This is a genomic window from Stenotrophomonas sp. STEN023 (genome assembly GCF_056760135.1).
The window spans coordinates 1-23064 of the sequence record NZ_JBRREF010000007.1; the positions used below are offsets into that span (position 1 = coordinate 1).

Annotated in this window: 17 protein-coding genes; 8 read left to right on the top strand and 9 right to left on the bottom strand. The window is 65.6% G+C overall.

Features of this window, described 5'->3' with window-relative positions; genetic code table 11:
- Nucleotides 1–132 precede the first annotated feature (132 nt).
- The gene (locus ACVOLV_RS03015) at nucleotides 133–783 is read right to left on the bottom strand and encodes an NAD(P)-dependent oxidoreductase (protein ID WP_481553079.1); all 651 of its coding nucleotides are present in this window, start codon (nucleotides 781–783) and stop codon (nucleotides 133–135) included.
- 119 nt (nucleotides 784–902) lie between these two features.
- On the opposite strand from ACVOLV_RS03015, the gene ACVOLV_RS03020 reads away from it, so the two are divergent.
- Nucleotides 903–1829 carry a LysR family transcriptional regulator gene (locus tag ACVOLV_RS03020; RefSeq protein WP_481553080.1) on the top strand — a complete coding sequence of 309 codons (927 nt, stop codon included), beginning with the start codon at nucleotides 903–905 and terminating at the stop codon, nucleotides 1827–1829.
- A gap of 44 nt (nucleotides 1830–1873) precedes the next feature.
- Entirely contained in the window at nucleotides 1874–2752 is an 879-nt protein-coding gene (locus ACVOLV_RS03025) for an AraC family transcriptional regulator (protein WP_481553081.1), read from the top strand.
- Here ACVOLV_RS03025 and ybaL read toward each other — a convergent pair.
- The 5 genes from ybaL to ACVOLV_RS03050 all read right to left on the bottom strand — a co-directional run bounded on the left by ybaL (nucleotide 2728) and on the right by ACVOLV_RS03050 (nucleotide 9221).
- Nucleotides 2728–4440: a YbaL family putative K(+) efflux transporter gene (gene ybaL / locus ACVOLV_RS03030; protein WP_481553082.1), complete on the bottom strand. Its 1713-nt coding sequence runs from the start codon at nucleotides 4438–4440 to the stop codon at nucleotides 2728–2730. The genes ACVOLV_RS03025 and ybaL overlap by 25 nt on opposite strands.
- Nucleotides 4441–4583: 143 nt before the next feature.
- Nucleotides 4584–5741, bottom strand: coding sequence for an MFS transporter (locus ACVOLV_RS03035; RefSeq protein ID WP_481553083.1), 1158 nt, complete (start codon nucleotides 5739–5741; stop codon nucleotides 4584–4586).
- Entirely contained in the window at nucleotides 5738–6961 is a 1224-nt protein-coding gene (locus ACVOLV_RS03040) for an MFS transporter (RefSeq protein ID WP_481553084.1), read from the bottom strand. The genes ACVOLV_RS03035 and ACVOLV_RS03040 overlap by 4 nt, the downstream gene beginning before the upstream one ends.
- Nucleotides 6958–8010, bottom strand: coding sequence for a zinc-binding alcohol dehydrogenase family protein (locus tag ACVOLV_RS03045; RefSeq protein WP_481553165.1), 1053 nt, complete (start codon nucleotides 8008–8010; stop codon nucleotides 6958–6960). The genes ACVOLV_RS03040 and ACVOLV_RS03045 overlap by 4 nt, the downstream gene beginning before the upstream one ends.
- A 20-nt stretch (nucleotides 8011–8030) precedes the next feature.
- Nucleotides 8031–9221, bottom strand: a complete 1191-nt coding sequence (locus ACVOLV_RS03050) for a serine hydrolase domain-containing protein (protein WP_481553085.1) — start codon at nucleotides 9219–9221, stop codon at nucleotides 8031–8033.
- A 121-nt stretch (nucleotides 9222–9342) separates the two neighbouring features.
- Between ACVOLV_RS03050 and ACVOLV_RS03055 the strand changes: the two genes are divergently transcribed.
- Complete coding sequence (locus tag ACVOLV_RS03055) at nucleotides 9343–10236, top strand: LysR family transcriptional regulator (RefSeq protein WP_481553086.1); 894 nt, start codon at nucleotides 9343–9345, stop codon at nucleotides 10234–10236.
- 106 nt (nucleotides 10237–10342) lie between these two features.
- On the opposite strand, the gene ACVOLV_RS03060 is transcribed toward ACVOLV_RS03055, so the two are convergent.
- Nucleotides 10343–12721: a TonB-dependent receptor plug domain-containing protein gene (locus tag ACVOLV_RS03060; RefSeq protein WP_481553087.1), complete on the bottom strand. Its 2379-nt coding sequence runs from the start codon at nucleotides 12719–12721 to the stop codon at nucleotides 10343–10345.
- A 312-nt stretch (nucleotides 12722–13033) separates the two neighbouring features.
- Between ACVOLV_RS03060 and ACVOLV_RS03065 the strand changes: the two genes are divergently transcribed.
- A complete protein-coding gene (locus tag ACVOLV_RS03065; protein WP_481553088.1) occupies nucleotides 13034–14908 on the top strand; it encodes an ABC-F family ATP-binding cassette domain-containing protein in 1875 nt (624 codons plus the stop codon).
- 236 nt (nucleotides 14909–15144) lie between these two features.
- On the opposite strand, the gene ACVOLV_RS03070 is transcribed toward ACVOLV_RS03065, so the two are convergent.
- Complete coding sequence (locus ACVOLV_RS03070; RefSeq protein ID WP_481553089.1) at nucleotides 15145–16020, bottom strand: LysR family transcriptional regulator; 876 nt, start codon at nucleotides 16018–16020, stop codon at nucleotides 15145–15147.
- Between the two features lie 167 nt (nucleotides 16021–16187).
- On the opposite strand from ACVOLV_RS03070, the gene blaCESS reads away from it, so the two are divergent.
- The 4 genes from blaCESS to ACVOLV_RS03090 all read left to right on the top strand — a co-directional run bounded on the left by blaCESS (nucleotide 16188) and on the right by ACVOLV_RS03090 (nucleotide 21982).
- Nucleotides 16188–17090: a CESS family extended-spectrum class A beta-lactamase gene (gene blaCESS / locus ACVOLV_RS03075; RefSeq protein ID WP_481553090.1), complete on the top strand. Its 903-nt coding sequence runs from the start codon at nucleotides 16188–16190 to the stop codon at nucleotides 17088–17090.
- Nucleotides 17091–17161: 71 nt separating this feature from the next.
- Nucleotides 17162–18409: a cation:proton antiporter gene (locus tag ACVOLV_RS03080; protein WP_481553091.1), complete on the top strand. Its 1248-nt coding sequence runs from the start codon at nucleotides 17162–17164 to the stop codon at nucleotides 18407–18409.
- A 69-nt stretch (nucleotides 18410–18478) separates the two neighbouring features.
- On the top strand, nucleotides 18479–21268 hold the full coding sequence (locus ACVOLV_RS03085) for a protein kinase domain-containing protein (protein ID WP_481553092.1): 2790 nt from the start codon (nucleotides 18479–18481) through the stop codon (nucleotides 21266–21268).
- A gap of 114 nt (nucleotides 21269–21382) precedes the next feature.
- Nucleotides 21383–21982 (top strand): hypothetical protein, encoded by a 600-nt coding sequence (locus ACVOLV_RS03090; protein WP_481553166.1) that lies wholly within the window; start codon nucleotides 21383–21385, stop codon nucleotides 21980–21982.
- 60 nt (nucleotides 21983–22042) lie between these two features.
- Here the strand turns inward: ACVOLV_RS03090 and ACVOLV_RS03095 are convergent, their stop codons facing one another.
- On the bottom strand, nucleotides 22043–23008 hold the full coding sequence (locus ACVOLV_RS03095) for a DUF3011 domain-containing protein (protein WP_481553093.1): 966 nt from the start codon (nucleotides 23006–23008) through the stop codon (nucleotides 22043–22045).
- Nucleotides 23009–23064 lie beyond the last annotated feature (56 nt).

The window sequence follows — 23064 nt, forward strand, 5'->3', positions numbered from 1 at the left end:
TCTAGTAGCGTCCGCCCCCCCCCCCCCGGGGGCCGGGTTGCGCCTCGGGGGCTTGACCACTTGGCCCCGGCGCCACCCGACCCCCTCCCCCCCAGGCGGGAGAGGGGTTGGGGTGAGGGCAGCTTTCAGCTTTTACCAGGCAACGGTAAACCGCTTGCCAACATGCTGCGGCGCGTCCAGCTCATCCACCACTGCGACCGCCAGATCCGCAGCACTGATCGTGCCCGGGCCATCGCCGGTGCTCAGCGGGGTCTCGCCGCCAATCCGGTAGGTGCCGGTGCGCTGGGTGGCGCTGCCCGGATGGAACGCAACCGGCGGGCTCAGCTGGGTCCAATCCAACGACGTCTCATTGCGCAGCTCGGTCAGCGCATCACGTGCGGCACTGGCGCCGGGATAGATTGCCGCCGGGAAATTCGGTGAATCCACCAACTGGGTGCCGTCCGCCGCATACAGGCTACCGGCGCCGCCGATCACGAGGTAACGCTTCACGCCTGCGGCCTTGGTACCGGCCACGATCGCGCGGGTACCGCGCAGGAACTCGTTGTACAGATCCGGGTTGGCCCAGCCGGCGTTGTAGGCGCTGATCACCGCATCGGTACCGGCAACGGCGGCCTGCACTTCATCGGCATTGAGCACATCGGCCTTGGTCACCTGCAAGTGCGGGCGGGCTTCCAGCTTGGCCGGGTCGCGGACCAGCGCGGTCACGTCATGGCCGCGGGCCAGCAGTTCGTCGAGTACGGCCTTGCCGACAAAGCCGGTGGCACCGATCAGGGCAACTTTCATGGGAACGTCCTTGGGTGGGGAATGTGGCCAGTCTCCGCCGATAGCCGGGGCAGTGGCAGTCGCAAAAAATAACAATCACCTTGAAGCTGTGCTTCACAATGGTGGCAAGGAGGTGGCCCATGGACAGCGTCAAACGGATGGCCTTGTTTGCCCAGGTGGTGCAGCACGGTTCGATGAGTGCGGCGGCGCGGGCGCTGGGCATGAGTACCTCGGCGGTGAGCCAGCAGGTGCGCGCCCTGGAGCAGGACGCTGGCGTGGCCTTGCTGCACCGTTCGACCCGGCGGCTGGCACTGACCGATGTCGGCAGCCGCTACTACGCCGCCTGCGCGCGCCTGCTGGATGCGGCGGGCGAAGCGGAAGCCGAACTATCAGCGGCCCGGCAGGCGCCCAGCGGCGAGCTGCGGCTGTCAGCGCCGTTGGGCATGGCCGCGCATATCGGGCCGGCGCTGGGGGCTTGGTTGCAGGACAACCCGCAGCTGCGCCTGCACCTGTTCTTCGACGACGGCTGGACCGACCTGTTGCAGGCGCGGATCGATCTGGCGTTGCGCTTCGGCCAGCTGCCGGACAGCGACTGGATGGCGCAGCGGCTGGGCAGCCTGCAACGCTGGCCGTGCGCGGCACCGGCCTGGTTGCAGCGGCACGGCTTGCCCGCTGACCCGCTGCAGGTGCCGGCGGCCGAATGGCTGGGCCTGTCGCAGGTGCCGGGGCTGGTCTGGCGGCACAGTGAAAACGGCGAGGAACGGCTGGTGCCCGCGCACCCGCGCATCGCCAGCCAGAACCAGCCGGCGGTGCTGCGCCTGTGCGAGGCGGGCCTGGGCGTTGCGGTGCTGACCAGTCTGGATGCTGCGCCGCTGCTGGAGGCTGGCAGTCTGCAGCGCTTGCTGCCGGAATGGGAGGTGCCGGCGTTGCCGGTATGGGCGGTCACTCCGCATCGGCAGACCCAGCCCGCCAAGGTGCGTCAGGCCATCGTATTGCTGCAGGATCATCTGGCGCGGCTTCCCGGCGCCGATGCTGAGGTTGCGCAAGATCGGAAACGCCAGCGCTGAGCAAGCGCGCTGCAATAGCCGCACCAGCCAACGGAGATGCCGCAATGAAAGCCAATGTCGCGCAGTTGCCACGCCTGGACCGTGTCGTCGCCTGCCTGCAGCAAAGCATCGATGCCGGTGGGCCGTTGCCGGATCTGGATGCACTGGCGGCCATCGCCCATTACTCGCCGTTCCACTTCCATCGCGTGTATCGCGCGCTGACCGGCGAGACCATTGGGCGCACCGTGCAGCGGCTGCGCGTGGTCAAGGCCTTGCAGCGCTTGGCGCATAGCGATGCCAGTGTCTCCGAGATTGCACTGTTGGCCGGCTACGACACGCCGCAGGCCTTGGCGCGGGTGCTGCGCGAAACCGTGAACGCCAGCGCCAGTGAGTTGCGGCTTGATCCGCGACACTTGGCGGCCAGTATCGAGCAGCTGTCACGACCGCTGTCCTTGGCTGAAAAGACCGCACCGCTGAGCGTTGAAGTCATCACCCTGGAACCATTCGAAGTGGTGGCACTGCGTGCGCAGGGTGCCTTTGATGATCTGGATCAGGTGTTCGGCGAATTGTTCGGCTGGGCTGCAGAGCAGGGCCTGATCGAGCAGTTGCAACAGTTGATCGGAATGCCACAAGGCGATCACCGCGAGCTGCCTGCCGAGGAGCTGCTGTTCGATTGCGCGTTGGCGTTCGATGCGGAACTGCCGGCATTGCCAAGCTCACTGCAGCGGCAGGTGCTGGGTGGCGGCCGCATGGCGCGGCTACGCCACGTTGGCAGTTACGCGCTGCTGGAAGACGCAACCGACCAGCTGCTGCGCGACTGGTTGCCGGGCAGCGGTCACGCCCTGCGTGATGCACCGCTGCACTACCACTTCCTCGACGACCCCGAAGAAGTGCCCGAGGCGATCCTGCGCGCCGATATTTACGTACCGCTGGCCGCGGGCTGAGGCATGCCCGGGCGCAGGCTGCGGTAGGGGGGGGTGGACATGATCATTTCCGCCAGCGAATAGGCCAGCTCGCGCTCGGCCATCACCGTGCCATCGGCGCCGTGGTCGAGCAGATGCTTGACCTCGGCATCGCTGTGGGCGCGGGCCAGTAGGGTCAGGTTGGGGTTGATCGCGCGCAGCTTGGCCAACACTTCACCGGATTCCAGCGGCTGGGGAATCGCCAGCACTGCAATCGTCGCGCGCTCGGGATGCGCTTCTGCCAACACCTTGTCCGAGGCCGCACTGCCACGAATGCCGGGAATACCGGCAGCGTGCGCACGTTCCACATGCTCGCGGTTGTCGTCGATCACCAGCACCGGCACGCCGCGGTCGCGCAGCACCTGCGCCAGCTCGCTGCCAACCCGGCCATAGCCGACCACGATGGCATGGTCCTGCAGGTCCAGCGACGGGCCCGGTGGGATTTCGGGCACTTCCGGTACCGGCGTGGTTTCCTTGTGGCGGGCCTGCCAGCGGTCGAGCAGGCCGAACACCACCGGGTTGAGCATGATCGACACCAGTGCACCGGCCAGTACCAGCGATTGCCCGGTCGGCGGCAGGATCTTCAGCGCCACACCGAGGCCGGCGATGATGAAAGCGAACTCGCCGATCTGCGCCAGCGAGGCGGAAATGGTCAGCGCGGTGCTCTTGGAATGGCCGAACGCACGGACGATGAAGAAGGCCGCAGCCGACTTGCCGAACATGATGATCAGCACCGTTGCCAGCACCTGCCACGGATGCTCGACGATGATCATCGGGTTGAACAGCATGCCGACCGAGACGAAGAACAGCACCGCGAACGCGTCGCGCAGCGGCAGCGAGTCATGCGCGGCCTTGTGACTGAGTTCGGACTCGTTGAGCATCATGCCGGCGAAGAACGCGCCCAGCGCGAACGACACGCCGAACAAGGCGGCAGCGCCGAACGCCACGCCCAGGGCAATCGCCAGCACGCACAAAGTGAACAGTTCGCGCGAACCGGTGCCGGCCACTTTCTCCAGCACCCACGGAATGACACGGCGGCCGACCACCAGCATCACCGCCACGAACAGGCCCAGCTGCACGAAGGTCCAGCCAATCGAAGCCAGCAGCCCACCGATCGACAACTCCTTGCCGTTGGCCTCGGGGCCGAACACGTCGGCGATCACCGGCATCATCACCAGTGCCAGCACACAGGCCAGATCTTCCACGATCAACCAGCCGACCGCGATCTTGCCGCGCTTGGTTTCCAACAGGCGACGTTCTTCCATCGCCCGCAGCAGCACCACGGTCGACGCCGTGGCCAGCGAGAAACCGAAGATCACGCCATGCAGCACCGGCCAGCCCATCAGCGTGGCCACGCCCCAGCCGAGCAGGGTGGCGACCAGGATCTGGCCGATCGCGCCGGGGATGGCGATGGCCTTGACCGCCATCAGGTCCTTCAACGAGAAGTGCAGGCCAACCCCGAACATCAGCAGCATTACGCCGATCTCGGCCAGCTGGTTGGCCAGCGCCTGGTCGGCGACAAAGCCCGGCGTGAACGGCCCCACGATGACACCAGCAACCAGATAACCCACCAGCGGCGACAGCCGCAGTTTGTTGGCCAGGGCACCAAGCACGAAGGCCAGGCCCAAGCCGATGGCAAGCATGTTGATCAGGGCGGTGTCATGGTGCATCAGGGCTCGCTGGGTCGGGTGGGGGGGGCCTCGATTCTAAAGGTGCTACCGGTGTACATGCGGCTAAATGCCGGAAATATCCGATATTTTTTTGGAATTGAGGGTTGCGGTGGTCCTCTCGACGACCGCTCGCGTTGCCCGCTTCATGTCGCACGAGCGGTCTGCCATGGCTTCCTGGCCAGCACCGTGACAGCCGCCAACGCGGCGAACAGCCAGCCACTCCAGATTATTCCGCTTATCCCCAGGACGCCGATGAGGCTGCCGCCCAGTGCGGCGCCCAGTACCACGCCGAGGTTGGCGGCGGAAACATACAGGCTGGTGGCGAACTCGGGTGCCTCGGGCGCGGCCGAGCTCATCCACATCTGGCTGACGATCAATCCGCTGGCATGGGCTGCCCCCCACAGCAGGCAGACCGGCAGCATCCCTGCCAGCGCCGGTGAAGCGAAGCGCAGCAGTAGCGCATAGGCTGCCGCCAGCAGCACCGGATATGCCAGCACGGTCCAACCGAGCTGGCGGTCCAGGGCGCGGCCTGCCAACAGATTGCCGAGTACGCCGCCCACGCCGAACACGCCGAGCAGCAGGCTGATCGCCTCGCCGTCCAGCTGGGCTTGGCGGGCAAGGTATTCGGCCGCATAGCTGTAGACCGAGAACATCGCGGCGAACACGCATACCGCGGTCGCGATCGACAGCCACAGCTTGCTCCGCCGCAGCACCGCCAGCGGATTGCCGGTCGTCGTCCGCGTAGCTCCACGCCCGTCAGGCAGCGTGATCCACAGGCCGATGGCGGCCGCCAGATTCACTGCCGTGCAGAACAGGAACGGGGCCTCATAGGACAAGGTTGCTCCGACCCAACTTGCCACCGGCACGCCCAGCACCAAGCCCAATGTGGTGCCGGAGAAGGCCAGCGCAGTGGCATGCGCCGCCCGTTGTGGCGGGTAGAGCGCGATAGCAGAGGCAAAGGCCATCGAGAAAAACACCGGGTGCAGCAGGGCAGAGGGCACGCGCAGGGCCATCAGTACCGCGAAGCTGGGTGCCCAGGCTGACAGCAGGCTGCACAGACTGAAGACCAGCAAGGACGCCACCAGCACCTTGCGGCGGTCGAAGCGACCAAACCACAGCACCAGCGCAGGCCCGCACAATGCAACCACCGCTGCGAACAGCGCGACCAGCCAACCGGCCTGGGCCACGCTGATGCCATGGCGTTGGATGATGGCAGGCAGGATGCCGACCACGCTGAACTCGACGGCATACAGCCCGAACAGCCCCAAGGCAATGAAGAACAGTGCGCTGGACCTGTTCATGGCTGCGCCTCGCTGCTGCCGCCCAGCGCTGCCTTGGCTGCACCGGCTGAAGCATCGGCGGCTGCAAATCCATGGCGTCTGGCACGCCAGGCCACCACCAGCGTTGCCAGCAACAACACCAGCAGCACCGGGGCGAAAGCGCCGACGCCCCAGCGCTCAAGCAGCGCGCCGCCGATGATGCCGCCACCGGCGATTGCCGCGTTCCAGGCAGTGACCAGCATGGATTGGGCGACGTCGGCGGCGTCGCCGGCGGTCTTTGCCAACGCCGTCTGAAACAGGGTTGCGGCACCGCCGAAGGCAACACCCCAGACCGCGACTGCCGCGTAGACCACAAGCGGCGTTTCACTGGCCAGCCCGAGTGCCAGTGCTGCCGCGCCGAACAGTACGGTGCTGGCAAGCGTCAACACGCGCAGGTGCTGATCGACCAGCACGCCGACGATCCAGATGCCCAACAGTGAGGTCATGCCGAACACCAGCAACACCAGGTCGGTGCGCGCGCCCATGCCGGCGGCGCTCAGGAATGGGGCGATGTAGGTGTAGAGGATGTTGTGGGCCAGCACGAAGCCCAGCACCACGAACAGCACCGGGCGCACCCCGGCGATGGAGAACACCTGTCGCAGTGGCAACTGCCGGCTTGCGGCCTGGCCGGCGAAGTCCGGCACCTGGAGCCGCACCCACAGCATCAGCGCCAACGCCAGCAGACTCATCGTGCCAAAACAGATCCGCCAGCCCAGCAGGTTGCCGAACAAGGTGCCGGCCGGTACGCCCAGCGACAGCGCCAGCGGCGTGCCCACCATCGCGATGGCAATCGCCTTGCCTTGTTGATGCGCCGGAACCATGCGCGCTGCATAGCCTGCCAACAGGGCCCATAGCAGACCTGCAGAAACACCTGCGAGCAAGCGCGCCAGCAGCGTCAGCGCGTAGCTGCTGGAGAAGGTGGTGACGGTATTGGCGATGGCGAAGCCGGCGATCGCCGCCAGCAGCAATGGGCGACGGCGCACGCCCTGGGTGGCGCTGGTCAGCGGAATCGCCGCCAGCAGCGAGCCGATCGCGTAGACCGTCACGGTCTGTCCGATCCATGCTTCGGACACAGCGAGTCCATGCGCCATCTGCGGCAGCAGGCCGGCCGGCAGGGCTTCGGTGAGGATGGTGATGAAGCCTGCCATCGCCAGCGCAAGCAACGCTCCCAGCGGCAGGCGTGCGTTGGAGGCGGCACTCATTGGCCGTCCTCCAGCGTGCGTGCGGTGTTGTCTTGCTCGCTGCGGGCCAGCACCACCTTGCCGTTGATGCCACCGGCTTCCAGCAGGCGGTGGGCCTGGATCATCCGGGCCGCATCGATGGGCTGCAATACCTGTGTGGCGGTCGAGCGCAGCACACCTGAATCCACCAGCGCCGCGACTTCATTGAGGATCCGGTGCTGGGCGATCTGGTCCGGTGTGCCATACAGCGGCCGGGTGAACACCATTTCCCAGTGCAGTGACACGCTCTTGGCCTTGAACGGAGCTGCATCGAGTGTGTCGTGGTCATCGATGATCGCCAGCCGCCCCTGCGGCGCGATCAACTCTGCCAACTCGTGCAGGTGTTCGGCGGTGTTCGACAGCGCTGCGACATGGTCGACCGGTGGCACCGGCAGGGCCGCGATCTGTGCCGGCAGCGGTTGCCGGTGGTCGATGACAAGGTGGGCGCCCATGGCCAGGCACCAAGCGCGGCTCTGCGCGCGTGAGGCGGTGGCGATCACGGTCAGGTTGGTCAGCCGCCGCGCGAGTTGGATCAGCATCGAGCCGACCCCGCCTGCGCCGCCCAGCACCAGCAGGCTGCCGCTGGCAGCAGACTTGCCGCGGACGACACCCAAACGCTCAAACAGCAGCTGCCATGCGGTCAGCGCAGCCAATGGCAGTGCTGCAGCGTCGGTGAAGCCGAGCGTGCCAGGCATGTGGCCGGCGATACGCTCGTCGACCAGCTGGAACTCGGCATTGCTGCCGCTGCGATCAAAGCAGCCTGCGTAGTAAACCGCTTGTCCGGGCTTGAACAGGGTGACAGCCTCGCCAACGGCGTCGATGACTCCCGCGGCATCCCATCCCAGCGAACGAACCTCATCAGGCACAGCGACCAGCCCAGCGCGGACTTTTACATCCAGGGGATTGACCGAGACCGCGCGCACTGCCACACGCAGATCGTGCGGACCAGGTTGCGGGCATTCGACATCGGCGTCGAGCAGACACTGTGGATCGGCCAGGCTGGAGCCACGACGGAAGGTGATTGCGCGCATGCGCGCAGTGGTGATCGTCATCAGCGCGCCTCCACTGCAGCGTAAACCGCATCGCGCAGGTCAGTGACGAAGCGACCGGACATGCCTTCGTACAGTGTATTGGTGAAGGCGACCACGCTCAGTCCCTGTGCCCGGTCCACGAACCAGGAGTGGCCATAGGCGCCGCCCCAGCGCCAGGTGCCCGGCGATTCCGGCGTGGCGGCAAACACTGGATCGCGCAACACAGAAAAACCCAGGCCGAAGCCGAAACCCGGTGCGCTGGGCAGTTCCAGGCCGTTGGTCTGGTCGCGACCCATTTCAGCGATCAGTTCGGCCGGCAGCAGGCCATCACCACCCACGCGCAGCGTTTCCAGCAAGCGCAGCAGATCGCCGGCAGTGCCGGCCATGCCGGCGCCCGCCGAGGGGAAGGCCTGCGCATCGAAGATGCGCGCCGGGCTGTAGCTGATGCCGATGGCGCCATCGAAGGGCGGCACAAACTCGCCTTCGCTGAGCAGGTGGGGCTGCGGTGCATCACTTACATAGGCGCTTGCCACGCGTTGGGAATCGCGGGCGACGAAGCTGGTATCTGTCATGACCAATGGGCCGGTAACCAGTTGATCCACTGCCTGTTGCAGCGGCGTGCCGTGGATGCGTTCGATCAAGGCACCCAGCACATCGGTCGCCAGCGAATAGCCCCAGGCGCTGCCGGGTTCGTATGCCAGCGGTACCTCGGCGATGCGACGCAGGTTCTCCTGCAGGCTGATGCCGGAGGCATCCATGCCGTCGGAAACACCAGCCCGTGCATACGGACCGTCTGCGTCGGCTTCGAAAAAGCGGTAACCCAGACCGGCGGTGTGGCTCAGCAGCTGTCGCGTGCTGATCCGCGCTGGGCAACCGTCGGCCAATCGCGGCTGGAATTCCGGCAGCCAGTGTTCGATGCCTGCGTCCAGCTCGAGTTTGCCCTGTGCCACCAACACCATGGCTGCGGTGGAGACGATGGGCTTGCTGACCGAAGCCAGCCGGAACACGGTGTCCACGCGCATCGGGCGCGCGCTGGCGCGGTCGGCGAGGCCGCTGGCCTGGCGGTGGATCAACGCACCGTCACGGGCGACCAGCACCACGGCACCGACCAGGCGTTGTTGGTCCAGTGCCTGCTGCACGACGGTCTGGACGGGGGCCAGAACCGGGTCAGGCGCGGCAGTTGAGGGGAGGGGGAATGCGGCGATCGTCATGGCAGCTGGCTCACTTGAAAGGGCAGGCCGTGACGATAGAAATCCGAGGATTGAAGAAAAAGCAGGCTGCAGTTCCGTGATGCGCGGAATAAAATGTCCGCAATCAAGCGGAAAGCAGATCATGGACAGCCTCAATGGCTTCGTGGTGTTTGTGCAGGTGGCCGAGACGCGCAGCTTCGTCGCGGCCGGGCGTGAGCTCGGGGTGTCGGCCTCGGCGATCGGCAAGAGCGTGGCGCGGCTGGAAGAGAAGCTGGGGGTGCGCCTGTTCCACCGCAGCACCCGCAGCGTGACCCTCACCGCCGAAGGCACGCTGTTTCTGGAACGCAGCCGCCGCATCCTGGCCGAGATTGACGCCGCCGAGCTGGAACTGTCGCAGGCCAGCGCGGCACCACGCGGACGCCTGCGGGTGAGCCTGCCGCTGGTCAGTTCGCTGGTGCTGCCGGTGCTTGGTGAGTTCATGCGCGCCTATCCGCAGATCGAGCTGGACCTGGACTTCACTGACCGCATGGTCGATGTCATCGAGGAGGGCTTCGATGCGGTGGTGCGCACCGGCGCACCGGTCGACTCTCGTCTTTCGGCGCGTCGCCTGGGCAGCTTCCATATGCGGCTGGTGGCTTCGCCGGAGTATCTGGCGCGCTGCGGCGAGCCGCAGACGCCAGCCGATCTCGAGCAGCACAGCTGCCTGCACTATCGCTTTCCCAACAGCGGCAAGCTGGAAACCTGGGCACTGCGGCGCGAGCCGGGCGAGGCCGAGCTGCAACTGCCGACTTCGATGATCTGCAACAACATCGAGACACGCGTGTGCTTCGCGCTGCGCGGGCTGGGAATTGCCTACCTGCCGGATTTCGCCATCCGCGAACCGCTGGCAGCGGGGCTGCTGCAGCCGATCCTGGTAGATCAGGTGGGCGGCGACGGTGTTTTCAACGTGCTGTGGCCGGCCAGCAAATACCCCTCACCGAAGGTGCGGGCACTGGTGGATTTCCTCTGCGCGAAGGTGTTTCCGCAAACGGCTTGAGGCGGTCTTCGGCGCGCATCGCGTTGCCCGCCGCTGAGCCCGAACAGCACAAAGAAAAATGCCCTGGTTTCCCAGGGCATCTTCCTTCCACGACGTTGGTCCGGTGTTACCAGGTGTAGCTGACGCGGCCGTACACGTAGGCGCCATTGAAACCGAACGGCGAGTAGTTGCTGTACGGCAACATGCCCCAGGTCGAGTTCTGCAGGTCGGCGGTGCGGTCCGGGTATTCGTCCAGCAGGTTGTCCGCGCCCAGGGTCAGCTTCCAGTTTTCGCTGGGCTTGAAGCTGGCCGAAGCATCCAGCACCCACTTGGCGTCGTAGGTCTGGTCGCGCGTTGCGGTGGCCGAGTTGCGCACGGTAAAGCTGCCGTAGCGGGTCGCTGCCAGGCCCAGCTCCCAACGGTCCGAGCGCCAGGTGCCGCTGACGATGGCCTTGTCACGCGGGAAGCTGTCCTCGATGCGGCCGATCTCGTCGCGGCCGATCAGCGACTGGGTGATGCCCAGGCTGCCGAACACCGCCGGCGAAGCGATGAACTTCTTCACCTCGGTTTCGTTGTAGCTGTAGGCAGCGGTCAGCTCCAGATTGCTGGCAGCGAACGGGATGCTGTAGCTGGACACCGCATCGACACCGCGGGTGCGGGTGTCCACGCCATTGGTGAAGTAGGAGAACGCGGTGACCTGCGGCAGGCCCAGACCGGCCAACAGCGCGTTGGCGGCGGCATTGGTGGTGATATTGGTGGACAGCACAATGCGGTCATCGATGTCGATCTGGTAGGCATCGACGGTCAGGTACAGGCGCTCGACCGGCTGCAGTACCAGGCCAAGGCTGTAGGACGTGGAGCTTTCCGCCTTCAGCGGTGCTGCACCCAGCGCCTGTGCGGCAGCGCTGGTGGTCGGGAAGGTGCCGCGGTCGACGAAGCTGCCGTTGATGATGGTGCTGGTCACCGCCTGGTAGCTCTGCTGGGCCAGCGACGGTGCGCGGAAGCCGCTGGATGCGGTGGCGCGCAGCGCGACCTTGTCGGTGAAGGCGTAGCGCGCCGACAGCTTGCCGGAGAACTTGTCGCCGAAGTCCGAGTAGTCCTCGTAGCGACCGGTCAGGCCGGCGGAGAACTTCTCGGTCAGGTCGGCTTCCAGGCCGGCATACACGGCGTAGTTGTGGCGGTCGTTATGCACTTCGTTGGTCGGGGTGAAGCCACCGAAGCCCTGCGCGGCGCTGCCGGTATAGGAGTTCAGCTCACCGGCGTTCTGCTCCCACTTCTCACGGCGGTACTCGCCACCGAAGGACAGCGTGACCGGATAGGCCAGGCCCCAATCCAGCGACTTGGTGATGTCGGCGTTGAAGATGTCCTGCTGGTACTTCAGCGTGCCGTCGTAGAACGAGCTCGGGCTGTTCACGCCCAGGCTGTAGTTGATGCTGTTGCGGGTGTGGAAATCCAGGGTGTTTTCACCGTGGTTGACGCTCACGTCCCAGGTCCAGCCGCTCTCGGTATTGCCCTTGACGCCGGCAACCAGCGAGCGGTCCTTGGAGTACTGGTTGATCTGCGGCACGAAGCCGTCCGGGTAGGTCTGCGCCAGCAGCGCGGTCTGGCCGCTATGGTTGGGCGAGCGGTAGAACGCGAACGAGGTGATGTCGCGGTTGCTCAGCAGGGCGCTGGCGTAGGCACTGATGTTGTCGCTGAAGTTGAAGCTGGCATTGACCGAGGCAGCGGTGGCATCCACGCGCGGATCGCCGACCACGAAGGTCTTTTCACCGATGGACGGGAAATTGCCGGTATTCGGCGCGGTGCCCTGGTAGGGGCCGGCGCGGTTGCTTTCGTCCTGCTGGCTGACCTGGCCAGCGAAATGCACGCTGCCACGGCCATCGGCGAAGCTGACGCCGGTATCGCCGGAGAGCTGGTACTTGTTGCCGTCTCCTGCCGAGTACTGGCCATAGTCCACGGCCAGGCTGCCGCCCTTGCCGCTGCCCTTGAGCACGATGTTGACCACGCCGGCGATGGCGTCGGAGCCGTACTGGGCCGAGGCGCCGTCACGCAGCACTTCCACACGCTCGATGGCGGCGATCGGAATGGCGTTGATGTCGACCGCCGAAGAACCACGGCCGATGCTGCCGTTGACGTTGATCATCGCCGAGGTGTGGCGGCGCTTGCCGTTGACCAGCACCAGCACCTGATCGGGCGAGAGGCCGCGCAGCTGCGCCGGGCGGATGCCGCTGGTGCCGTCGGTCAGCGCCGGGCGCGGGAAGTTCAGCGAGGGCAGAGCGCGCGAGAGGGCGGTGGCCAGCTCGGTGGTGCCGGTGGACTGCAGGGCTTCCGGGGTGATGATGTCGATCGGCGACTGCGACTCGGCCACGGTGCGGTCGGCCACGCGGGTGCCGGTGACGATCACCGTATCCAGGGTATTGGCGGCGGTCTGGGCGAAAGCGGGGAGGGCCGGGGTGCCAAGGGCGATGGCAATGGCGACGGCGAGGGTGCTGGACTTGCGGGTCATCAGGTTGCAGCTCCGGTATTGAGTGGCGGCATCGGCGGCGCGTGGGGTTCGCGGCTGTTGCGGTGCGCCATCAACGAATTAATGGAATTTTTACCTCGTGTCAAACCGGACGGTTCAGCTAAATTGTTGCTTTTGAAAGCTTTTTCAGTTCAGCAAGGGCGATTTGGCTATGCGAGTACTTGGCCCTTGTCAGGCAACGCCGTTCAGGCGCGTGCGATAACAGGGCGTGAGTCAAGTATTGGTTAACGTTAGAATTGCGTCGCAGGAATGCTGCTCACATGCACATTCCTTTTCGTTATAACGGACCCATTCATGATTTCCCTTCGTAATTTCGCCCTTCGCCGGGGCGAGCGCCTGCTGTTGTCCAACGTAGACCTCACCCTGCATGCCGGCTATCGCGTAGGCGTGGTGGGCCGTAATGGCGCGGGCAAATCCAGCCTGTTTGCCGCCGTGCGCGGTGAGTTGGAGGCCGACAAGGGCGACGTCTCGCTGCCCGGCAAGATCCGTATCGCCGACGTCGCCCAGGAAACCCCGGCGCTGCCCGACCGCGCCATCGACTATGTGCTCGGTGGTGACGATGTGGTCGCCGCGGTGCTGGCTGAAGAAGCCGCTGCCGCTGCGCGCGAGGACTGGGAAGCCGTCGCCAACGCGCACCAGAAGATGGCCGAGCTCAATGCCTATGACGCCGAAGCGCGCGCTGGCAAGTTGCTGCACGGCCTGGGCTTCCCGGCCGATACGCATGAGCGTCCGGTGTCTGCGTTCTCCGGTGGCTGGCGCGCGCGTTTGAACCTTGCCCGCGCGCTGATGATGCCCAGCGACCTGCTGCTGCTCGACGAACCGACCAACCACCTGGATCTGGATGCCGTGTACTGGCTGGAACAGTGGCTGCTGAAGTACCCGGGCACGCTGCTGCTGATCTCGCATGACCGCGAGTTCCTCGACAACGTGGCTACGCACACCCTGCACCTGCACAGTGGCACCGCCAAGCTCTACCCGGGTGGTTACACCGACTTCGAGCGCCAGCGTGCCGAGCACCTGCGCCAGCAGCAGATCACCCACGAGAAGGAACAGGCCGAGCGCGCGCATCTGCAGAGCTTCATCGACCGCTTCAAGGCGCAGGCCAGCAAAGCCACCCAGGCACAGAGCCGGATGAAGCGCCTGGCCAAGATGGCCGGCACCGAAGCGGTGCGCGCCGAGCGCGAGTTCCGCATCGAGTTCTCGCCGCCGGCCAAGCTGCCGTTCTCGTTGATCCGCCTCAACGACGTGACCGCTGGCTACGGCCCGGACGCGGTAATCCTGGACAACGTCGGCTTCGGTCTGGAAGCCGGCCAGCGTGTCGGTCTGCTCGGCCCGAACGGCGCAGGCAAGACCACATTGGTGAAATCGCTGGTCGGTGACCTGGAGTTGCTGGCCGGTGACCGCATGGCCCACCCGGACCTGCAGATCGGTTACTTCGCCCAGCACACGGTGGAATCGCTGCACGCTGGCATGACGCCGATGGATCACTTCCGCGAGATCGCGCCGGACGGTGTGAACCAGTCGTTCCGCGATTTCCTCGGCAAGTGGAACTTCCCGGGTGATCGCGCGTTCGAGACCGTGGATGGTTTCTCCGGTGGCGAACGTGCACGTCTGGCACTGGCCTTGATCGCCTGGCAGCAGCCGAACGTGCTGCTGCTCGACGAACCGACCAACCACCTTGACCTGGAAATGCGAGAGGCCCTGGCCGAAGCGCTGTCGCTGTTTGAAGGCGCGATTGTGATGGTTTCGCATGACCGCCATCTGATCGGTCTGGTCTGCGATACGTTCTGGCGTGTCGCCGATGGCGTGGTCGAACCGTTTGCTGGTGACCTGGACGAGTACGCGCAGTGGCTGCGTACCCGTGCCAGCGCGCAGGGTGCTCGCACCAAGAGCGACCGCCAGGAAAAGCCTGCCGCCGCGCCGGTGGCGCAGGTTGCCCCGGCCAAGCCTGCCTCGAACAAGAAGCCGGTCAATCCGCACAAGCTGGAAGCGGCCGAGAAGAAGGTCGAGCAGCTGGGTGCATCGCTGGCTGAGGTGGATGCGCAGTTGGCCGATTCGGCCAACTATGCCGATGCCGCGAAGATGGCCAAGCTGGGCGGCGAGCGCGAAGTGCTGGCGCAGCAGCTGGAGCAGGCCGAGGCGGCGTGGATGGAGATGTTGGAGGACTGAGCCCGGGCTCGGTCTTGCTTGTGGGAGCGGCGTAAGCCGCGAAGCTGGCAATGCCTGAAATGCCAATGTAGAGCCGAGCCATGCTCGGCTGAGGCTTTATCGGTGACGCTCCTGCCGAGCATGGCTCGGCACTACAGGTGATGCGCTTGCCGAGCATGGCTCGGCACTACAGGTGATGCGCTTGCCGAGCATGGCTCGGCACTACAGGTGATGCGCTTGCCGAGCATGGCTCGGCACTACAGGTCCAATTGTCCCTGCGCCTGCAGCCACTGCCGGAAGCGTCGCAGCGGTTCGCGCTCCTGCCGGGAGCGCAATCGCGTCAGCCAATACCTGCCCAACGACAAGGTCTGCGCGAAGGGCTGCAACAACCGGCCTTCGGCCAGATCCTGCTCGAACATGCGCAGCGGCAGCAGCGCCACGCCAGCACCCGCAGCTGCAGCGCTGGCCAAAGTGAGTGACGAATCAAACACCGTGCCGCGTGCTTCCACGCCGTTGACGCCAGCCAGCTGCAACCAGCGCGGCCATTCGTCGTTGCGATAGGAACGCAGCAACGGCACGCTGCCAAGATCACGCGGCTGCCGCAGTTTCCGCGCCACCGCCGGCGCGCACAGTGGCGCGAACGGGGTATCGACGATGGGCGTGCAGTCCTGTCCCTGCCAGTCGCCATCGCCAAACCGGATTGCCAGATCCAGGCCTTCGCCGGCCAGATCGATGCGGTTGTTGTGGGTCTGCACGCGCAGTTCGATATCCGGATGTACCGCCTCGAATTCCGGCAGGCGCGGCAACAGCCAGCCGGTGGCAAACGTGCCGACCACGCCCACGGTCAGAACCTCGCGGAAACGCCCGCCAGTGAAGCGGTCAAGCGCGATCGCGATGCGGTCGAAACTCTCGGTCAGCACCGGATACAGCGCCGCACCTTCGTCGGTCAGGGCCACCCCGCGCGGCAGCCGATGGAACAGGCTGACCTGCAGGCGATCCTCCAGACCGCGGATCTGGTGACTCAAGGCTGCCTGACTGACGCAAAGCTCCAATGCGGCACGGGTGAAGTTCAAATGGCGGGCGGCGGCCTCGAAGGCACGCAGGGCGTTGAGCGGCAGCTGGGGTCGGATCATGGTGCAGTCATGACGAAACTTGATGGTCAACTGCATTATTCAGCGTCTGACGGCCGAAATCCCATCGAATATACAAATTTAACTAATGGCTGGCGATGATTATTCGCGATGGTCGGCGGCGGTAGTGGTTGGCAATATCAGCCCGATCACGCCCAAGGAGAGTCTCAATGCTTGCTCGTCGTCAGTTCCTCACGCTTGGTGGTGCCGCCTTGGCCAGTGCATTCATCCCCACCGCATTGGCGCGTGCAGCTAGTGCCAATGCGACGCCAGCGCCGGCGGCAGTCAGTGACGCCGACTTCGTCGCACTTGAGAACACCAGCGGCGGCCGTCTGGGTGTCTGCCTCTGGAACCCGGCCAGCGGGGCCCGCTATGGGCATCGCATGGACGAGCGCTTTCCGATGTGCAGCACGGTCAAATTTCCGCTGTCTGCAGCGGTTCTGCACCGTGTCGATGCAGGCAAGTTGTCGCTGGACCAGCGTGTGCCGGTGCAGCAGGCCGACATCATCGACCACTCGCCGTTCACCGAACGCCACGTCGGCAAGGACATGAGCGTGCGTGACCTGTGCCGGGCGACGATGATCGTCAGCGACAACGCCGCGGCAAACCTGCTGCTGCCGCTGGTTGGCGGCCCCGCCGGGCTTACTGCATTCCTGCGTGAGCACGGCGACCGCGTCACCCTCAGTGCGCGCAACGAACCCGAGCTCAATCGTTTTGCGGCGGGCGACCCGCGCGACACCACCAGTCCGGCTGCGATGGCCGGCAATCTGCAGCGCTTCCTGCTCGGTGATGTGCTCAAAGAAGCGTCGCGACAACAGTTGGCCGACTGGCTGATCGACAACCAGACCGGCGACGCACGCCTGCGCGCCGGCCTGCCGCAGGGCTGGCGGGTTGGTGACAAGACCGGCAGCAACGGTCGCGACACCACCAACGATATCGCGGTGCTATGGCCTTTGGCGGGTGGTACGCCATGGTTGCTGGTCAGCTACCTGCAGGGCTCTGCACTGGATGATGACGCCCGTAATGGCATCCTGCGCCAGGTAGGGGAGCTGGCCGGCGCCCGCCTGCGCTGACGACTTCGCCGTTGGCGCGGCGGTGACCGGTATGCGTGACCCCGCGCAACCGGTCCAAGGGAATTCGCGTCATGAGCAAGGAAGTAATCTATCTGTTGTTGATCTTCGCGCTGCTGGTCATCCCGCGCGCGCTGCAGCGTTTCAGCATCCCGGCACCGCTGACCTGCCTGGTATTTGGTATCGGCGCGATGCTGTGGCTGGGGGATGGATCGCACGATCCGGTGGTCAATCTGCTCGCCACCCTGGGCATCTCCTCACTGTTCCTGTTTGCCGGACTGGAAGTGGATCTGGCTGATCTGCGCAAAGGCATGTGGCCGCTGCTGACCCACCTGCTGATCCGCAGCGCCACCCTGACGGGCGTGGCCTGGTTGGCCTGGCATTACGCTGGCCTGCCGTGGCAGGCAGCGGCCCTGCTGGCGCTGGCGCTGCTCACACCTTCCACCGGTTTCATCATGGATTCGCTGTCCCAGCTTGGGCTGGATGACGCCGAGCGCTTCTGGGTGAGCAGCAAGGCCATTGCCGGCGAGCTGCTGGCGCTGGCTGCCTTGTTCGTGGTGTTGCAGGCCGGTGATCCAATGCATATGGCACTGTCGAGCCTGGCACTGGTCGCGATGATGGTGGGCTTGCCGTTGCTGTTCATCGGTCTTGGCCGCTGGGTGGCACCGCATGCACCGGGCTCGGAGTTTTCGCTGCTGGTGATGGTCGGCATGCTGGCTGCCTACATCACCTATGCATTGGGCGTGTACTACCTGGTGGGCGCGTTCATCGCTGGCCTGGTCGCGCGCCTGCTGCAGCAGCGCATGCCATCGCTGGCCTCGCATGAAAACCTGCACGCCCTGCGCCTGTTCGCATCGTTCTTCGTGCCGTTCTACTTCTTCAACTCGGGTACCAAGGTGCCAGCGGAAGCCTTGAGCTTCGAAGCGCTGGGCCTGGGCCTGCTGATCACCCTGGTGGTGCTGCCGCTGCGTATCGCGGTGATCTGGCTGCAGCGGAGAGTGCTGTTCGGCGAGAGCTTCCGCACCAGCCTGCGGGTGGCGCTGGCCTTGTCGCCGACCTTGATTTTCACCCTGGTGCTGGCGGCGATCATGCGCGAACGTTTTGCGATCTCGCCGGTGCTGTTTGGCGCGCTGCTGCTATATGCGGCGCTGACGACGCTGCTGCCATCGCTGGTGTTCCGCCGACCGCTGGATGTGGATCCATTGAGCAACGAGAGTCCGGAGCCGGTGGATGCCCTGGTCGTAAGAGAACAGGCGGTTGATGCAGGTAGTCAGCCTGCGTCCTCTTCCTCTGTACCCGACTCTTACGTACCGCAGCGTTGAGTGGCGCTTATCATCCCCTGAATCGACATGGCCTCGCTTCGGAGCAGGCATGCGGCAAAGGGGATAGGCGTGGATCGGGAAAACTGGCAGCAGGTACGCGAGCTGTTTGATGCGGTGTGCGAGCTTGAACCGTGGCAATGGCGGACCGAGCTGGCACGACTCAGTGCCGATCCGCAGGTTATTGCCGAGACGCTGGAATTGCTGGAGTCGCAGACCTCCGATCTGGGCCATGCGCGTGAGCCGATGGAACAGCTCTTTGCCGCTGCCGTGCCAACGGAATTGAACATTGGCGATGTGATCGGCCCGTGGCGGCTGTGTGAGCGCCTGGCCAGTGGAGGCATGGGCATCGTGTTCCGCGCCGAGCGCGCTGATGGGCTGTATGCGCAGGAAGTGGCGATCAAGTTCCTGCAGGGTCGGCCCGGCGCACGCGTTGCCGAGCGGCTGGCGGCCGAACGGCGCATCCTCGCCAGCCTGCTGCACCCGAATATCGCGCGCCTGTACGATGGCGGAACCACGCCGGCAGGGCATCCGTATCTGGTAATGGAGTACGTGCGTGGTGAGCCGCTGGATGTGTATTGCACGCACCGGAAACTCGATCTTCGGCAACGCCTGCAGTTGTTCCTGAAGGTCTGCAATGCGGTGCAGGCTGCGCATGCAAAACTGGTACTGCATTGCGACCTGAAGCCCTCCAATATCCTGGTGCGCGAGGATGGCGAGCCGGTGCTGCTGGACTTCGGTGTGTCGCGGCTGCTGGATGACGCGAGCAGCGAAGCGGCGGCGCAGTTCTTCACCCCGGCCTATGCCGCACCGGAGCTGCAGGCAGGGCAGGTAAGCGGGGTGTCCAGTGATGTGTTCGGTCTGGCTGCCGTGCTCGGGGAACTGCTGGCAGGCAAGGGCGGACGCCGCGGTAGTGCCGAGGCTGGCAAGGCAGTGGCCGCGCCAAGCCTGCGCGCTGGCGCCGATTGCTCATGGCGGCGCGCCTTGCGTGGCGATATCGATGCGATCGTGGTGCGCGCCGGTGCGCTGGTGCCGGAGCAGCGCTATCCCTCGGTGGAGGCGATGGCGGGCGACCTGCGGAACCATCTGCAGCATCGGCCGGTGCAGGCACGCAACGGTGGGCGCCTGTACCGCGGAGGCCGCTGGTTGCAGCGTAACTGGAAGGGCGCTGGCATGTTGCTGGCGATGTTGCTGCTGGCTGCATGGTTCGTCTGGCGGCTGGAACAGGCCCGTGCGCAGGCCCAGCAGGAAGCACGGGTCGCCCAGGAAGTCAGTGATTTCCTGGTGTCTGCGTTCGACGCAGCCAACCCGCGCAAGGGCGAGCTGCGCGGCAGCAACGAGGTCACCGCGCGCGAGGTGCTGGAGGCCAGTCGCGCACGTATCGATCAGCAGCGGTGGAGCTCGTCGTTGGTCAAGGCGCGGCTGCAGTCGGTATTGGCGCAGGCCTTCCAGAATGTTGGCGAAACCAGCTCCGCCGAAGCCTTGTACCTTGCATCGATTCCGGTACTGCAGGCAGCAGGTGCAGGCAGTCGCGACATCACTGCGGTGTCGCTCAATGAGCTGTCGACCTTGTTGGCCAATGCACAGCGCGGCAAGGAATCCGAACAGTTCGCCCGCCAGTCATTGGCCTTGCAGTCGCCACAGCCTCCGCTGGTGCGGCAGGCGCAGGCGTACAACTCGCTGGGTCTGGCGTTGAATGCGCAGCGGCGCTTCGATGAAGCGGCACAGGCCTACGATCAGGCACTGGCCATCCATCTGACCCTGCACAGCGGGCCGTTGCGCGTAGCCACCGTTACCCAGAACAAGGCGCTGATGTACATCGAGAAGGGCGACTACGTGCTGGCCGAGCAGATGTCGCGGCAGGCCGGGGAACTACGTCGGCCGTGGGGTACGCGGACTTCTGAATGGTGGAGCGGGCAGTTCGCGCTGATGCGCGCCATCGCTGCGCAGGGCCGCTACCAGGAGGCGCTGGCCGCAAGTGATGAGGTGCTGGAACTGGCGCTGCATCTGTTTGGCGCGGCCAACAGCAATGTCGCAGTGATTTACAACGAACGTGGTGGCCTGCAGCAGGATCTGGGCAACTACGCCGAGGCGGTGCTTGAGTACCGCAAGGCCCTGGATCAATACACGCGCCTAGGCGAGGCGCAGACCATGGATGCCGCGGTTACCCAGAACAACCTGGCCGGGCTGGAGCAGGTACGTGGTGACGCCGCGGCTGCCCGCGCGTTGTTCGAGAGCAGCCTGCAGATCCGGCGTGCGGCGCTGGGCAATGACGCATCGCAGGTATGGGTGGTGGAGGCCAACCTGGCCCGCTTGTTGATTGAAGAAGGCGATCTGCAGCAGGCGCAGCCATTGATCGCACATGCCCGCGCCGGTTGGGCCGGGCAGGTTGCGCCCGGGTATTGGCGACGCCAACTGGCGGAAGCAACCTGGGCGCAGCTGCAGGTTGCCCAGGGTGATCTGGCTGCTGCCGATCAGGCCTTGGCGACCATCAAGCAACACCTGCAGGACAACGACATCCGCGTCCAGCGCCGCTATCTTGCGGTGCTGGCGCAGCGCCAACGCAGGGCCGGCGATGACGCGGCAGCGGCGCAGACGCTGCAGGAACTGGTCGGCGTGTACGCAAGCGGGGTTGGCGAAGATTCGGTGGAGACTGCCCGGCAACGCATTGCCTATGCCGATGCGCTGGCGGCAGCAGGTCAGTGCGATCAGGCCCGGGCGGCGCTGCGCAAGGCGATGCCGGCAGTGCAGCAACAGCTGCTGCCGGGTAACCGCCTGCGTCAGCGGGCGCAGGTGCTGCTGGCAGGGGCGGACTGTGGCGCGGTCGCTGGCGCCCAAACTGTCGCTATGCCGAAGCAATGATCGGCATGCTTGCCTTGGCGCCGGCTGCGGAGTCCAGCTGACGGGCTTGCCGGCACCGGTCGCAGCGGCTAGGGTCGGGGCATGACCAAGAAACCTCTTCAAGTTTTGCCTTGGATGCTGCTGGCCGCCGCATTCCAGTCTGTCCCGACCACAGCGCTCGCCGCCGAGCCAGCGGACCAGTTCATGGCCGCGGTCGCCAGTCATTGCGGACAGGCGTTTGCCGGGCGCGTGATCACCAATACGCCGGCTTCGGCCACGCCGGACCCGTTCGACGGCAAGCAGCTGGTGATGCATGTGCGCGGTTGCGATGCGCCCACACAGGAGCTGCGGGTGCCGTTCCATGTGGGTGAGGATCGCTCACGCACATGGGTATTGACCCGTAGCGCCGCCGGCGTGCGGCTGAAACATGATCATCGCCATGCCGACGGCAGTCCGGATGCGGTGACCATGTATGGCGGCGATACCGCAGCCGCAGGCAGTGCCAAGCGCCAGCAGTTCCCGGTCGATGCGGAGTCGGTGGCGATGTTCACCGCGCAGGCGATGACCGCATCGAACAAGAACAGCTGGGCGATGGAGATAGAGCCGGGCAAACGCTTTCTCTATGAGCTGTCGCGGCCGGACGGGCGTCTGTTCCAGGTCGAGTTCGACCTGGGCAAGCCGATCACGCTTCCGCCGCCGCCATGGGGTGACGACGCCGGCGCGGAAGGCGCCTGAGCATGCAAACGCGAAGGGCGCCTGGTCGGGCGCCCTTTGCATGTCACGGTGGTGCAGGTATCAGCGCCCGCTGAAGCGGGCGCGGCAACCGCCGTTCACCCAGATGCTGTTGCCGTTGTAGCCCCAGTTGCGGCCTTCCACACAGCGCGTGTCGGAGGTCTGTTGGACGATGACCGGTCGCCCCTGGCGACGGTCCCATGCGCAGGTGTTCAAGCGATTGCTGTTGCTGTGGCAGTCCACGAAGTAATTGTTGCCACCCCAGCCACCACCCCAGCCGCCACCGCCACCGCCGCGACCTTCGGCGAACTCGCCGCGGCAACCACCGTTGACCCAGACCGTACCGTTGCTGCTGCCCCAGTTGCGGCCTTCGGTGCAGCGCGTATCGGAGATCTGCCTTACCAGCACCGCGCTGCGCCAGCCGGTGTTGCAGACCACATGCCGGTTGCTGTTGCTGTCGCAGCGGATGGTCTGGTTGCCATTACCGTTGCCCGGGCCGCCACCCCAGCCACCACCACCGCCTCGGCCTTCGGCAAACTCGGCACGGCAGCCGCCGCTGACCCAGACGCTGCCGTTGTTGCTGCCCCAGTTGCGGCCTTCCGTGCAGCGGGTATCGGAGACCTGGCGCACCAGTACCGCGCTGCGCCAGCCGGTATTGCAGACCTGTTGGCGGTTGCTGTTGCTGTCGCAGCGGATGGTGCGGTTGCCGTTGTTGTTACCCGGGCCGCCGCCCCAGCCACCGCCGCCGCGGCCCTCGGCAAACTCGGCGCGGCAACCGCCGTTGACCCAGACGCTGCCGTTGTTGCTGCCCCAGTTTCGGCCTTCGACGCAGCGCGTATCGGAAACCTGGCGGACCAGTACCGCGCTGCGCCAGCCGGTATTACAGACCTGCTGGCGGCTGCCGTTGCTGTCGCAGCGGATGGTGCCGCTCTGGCCGCCCGGGAAGCCGGATTGGGCCGAAGCAGGGGACGGGCTCATGGCCAGCCCCAGCAGGGCAGCCAGGCCAGCGAGCAGAAGAGGACGGTTCATGGCGGCTTCCCTGTTCAGGTTGAGTGGCCGAACTATAGGCGCAGGGCCACTTAAGG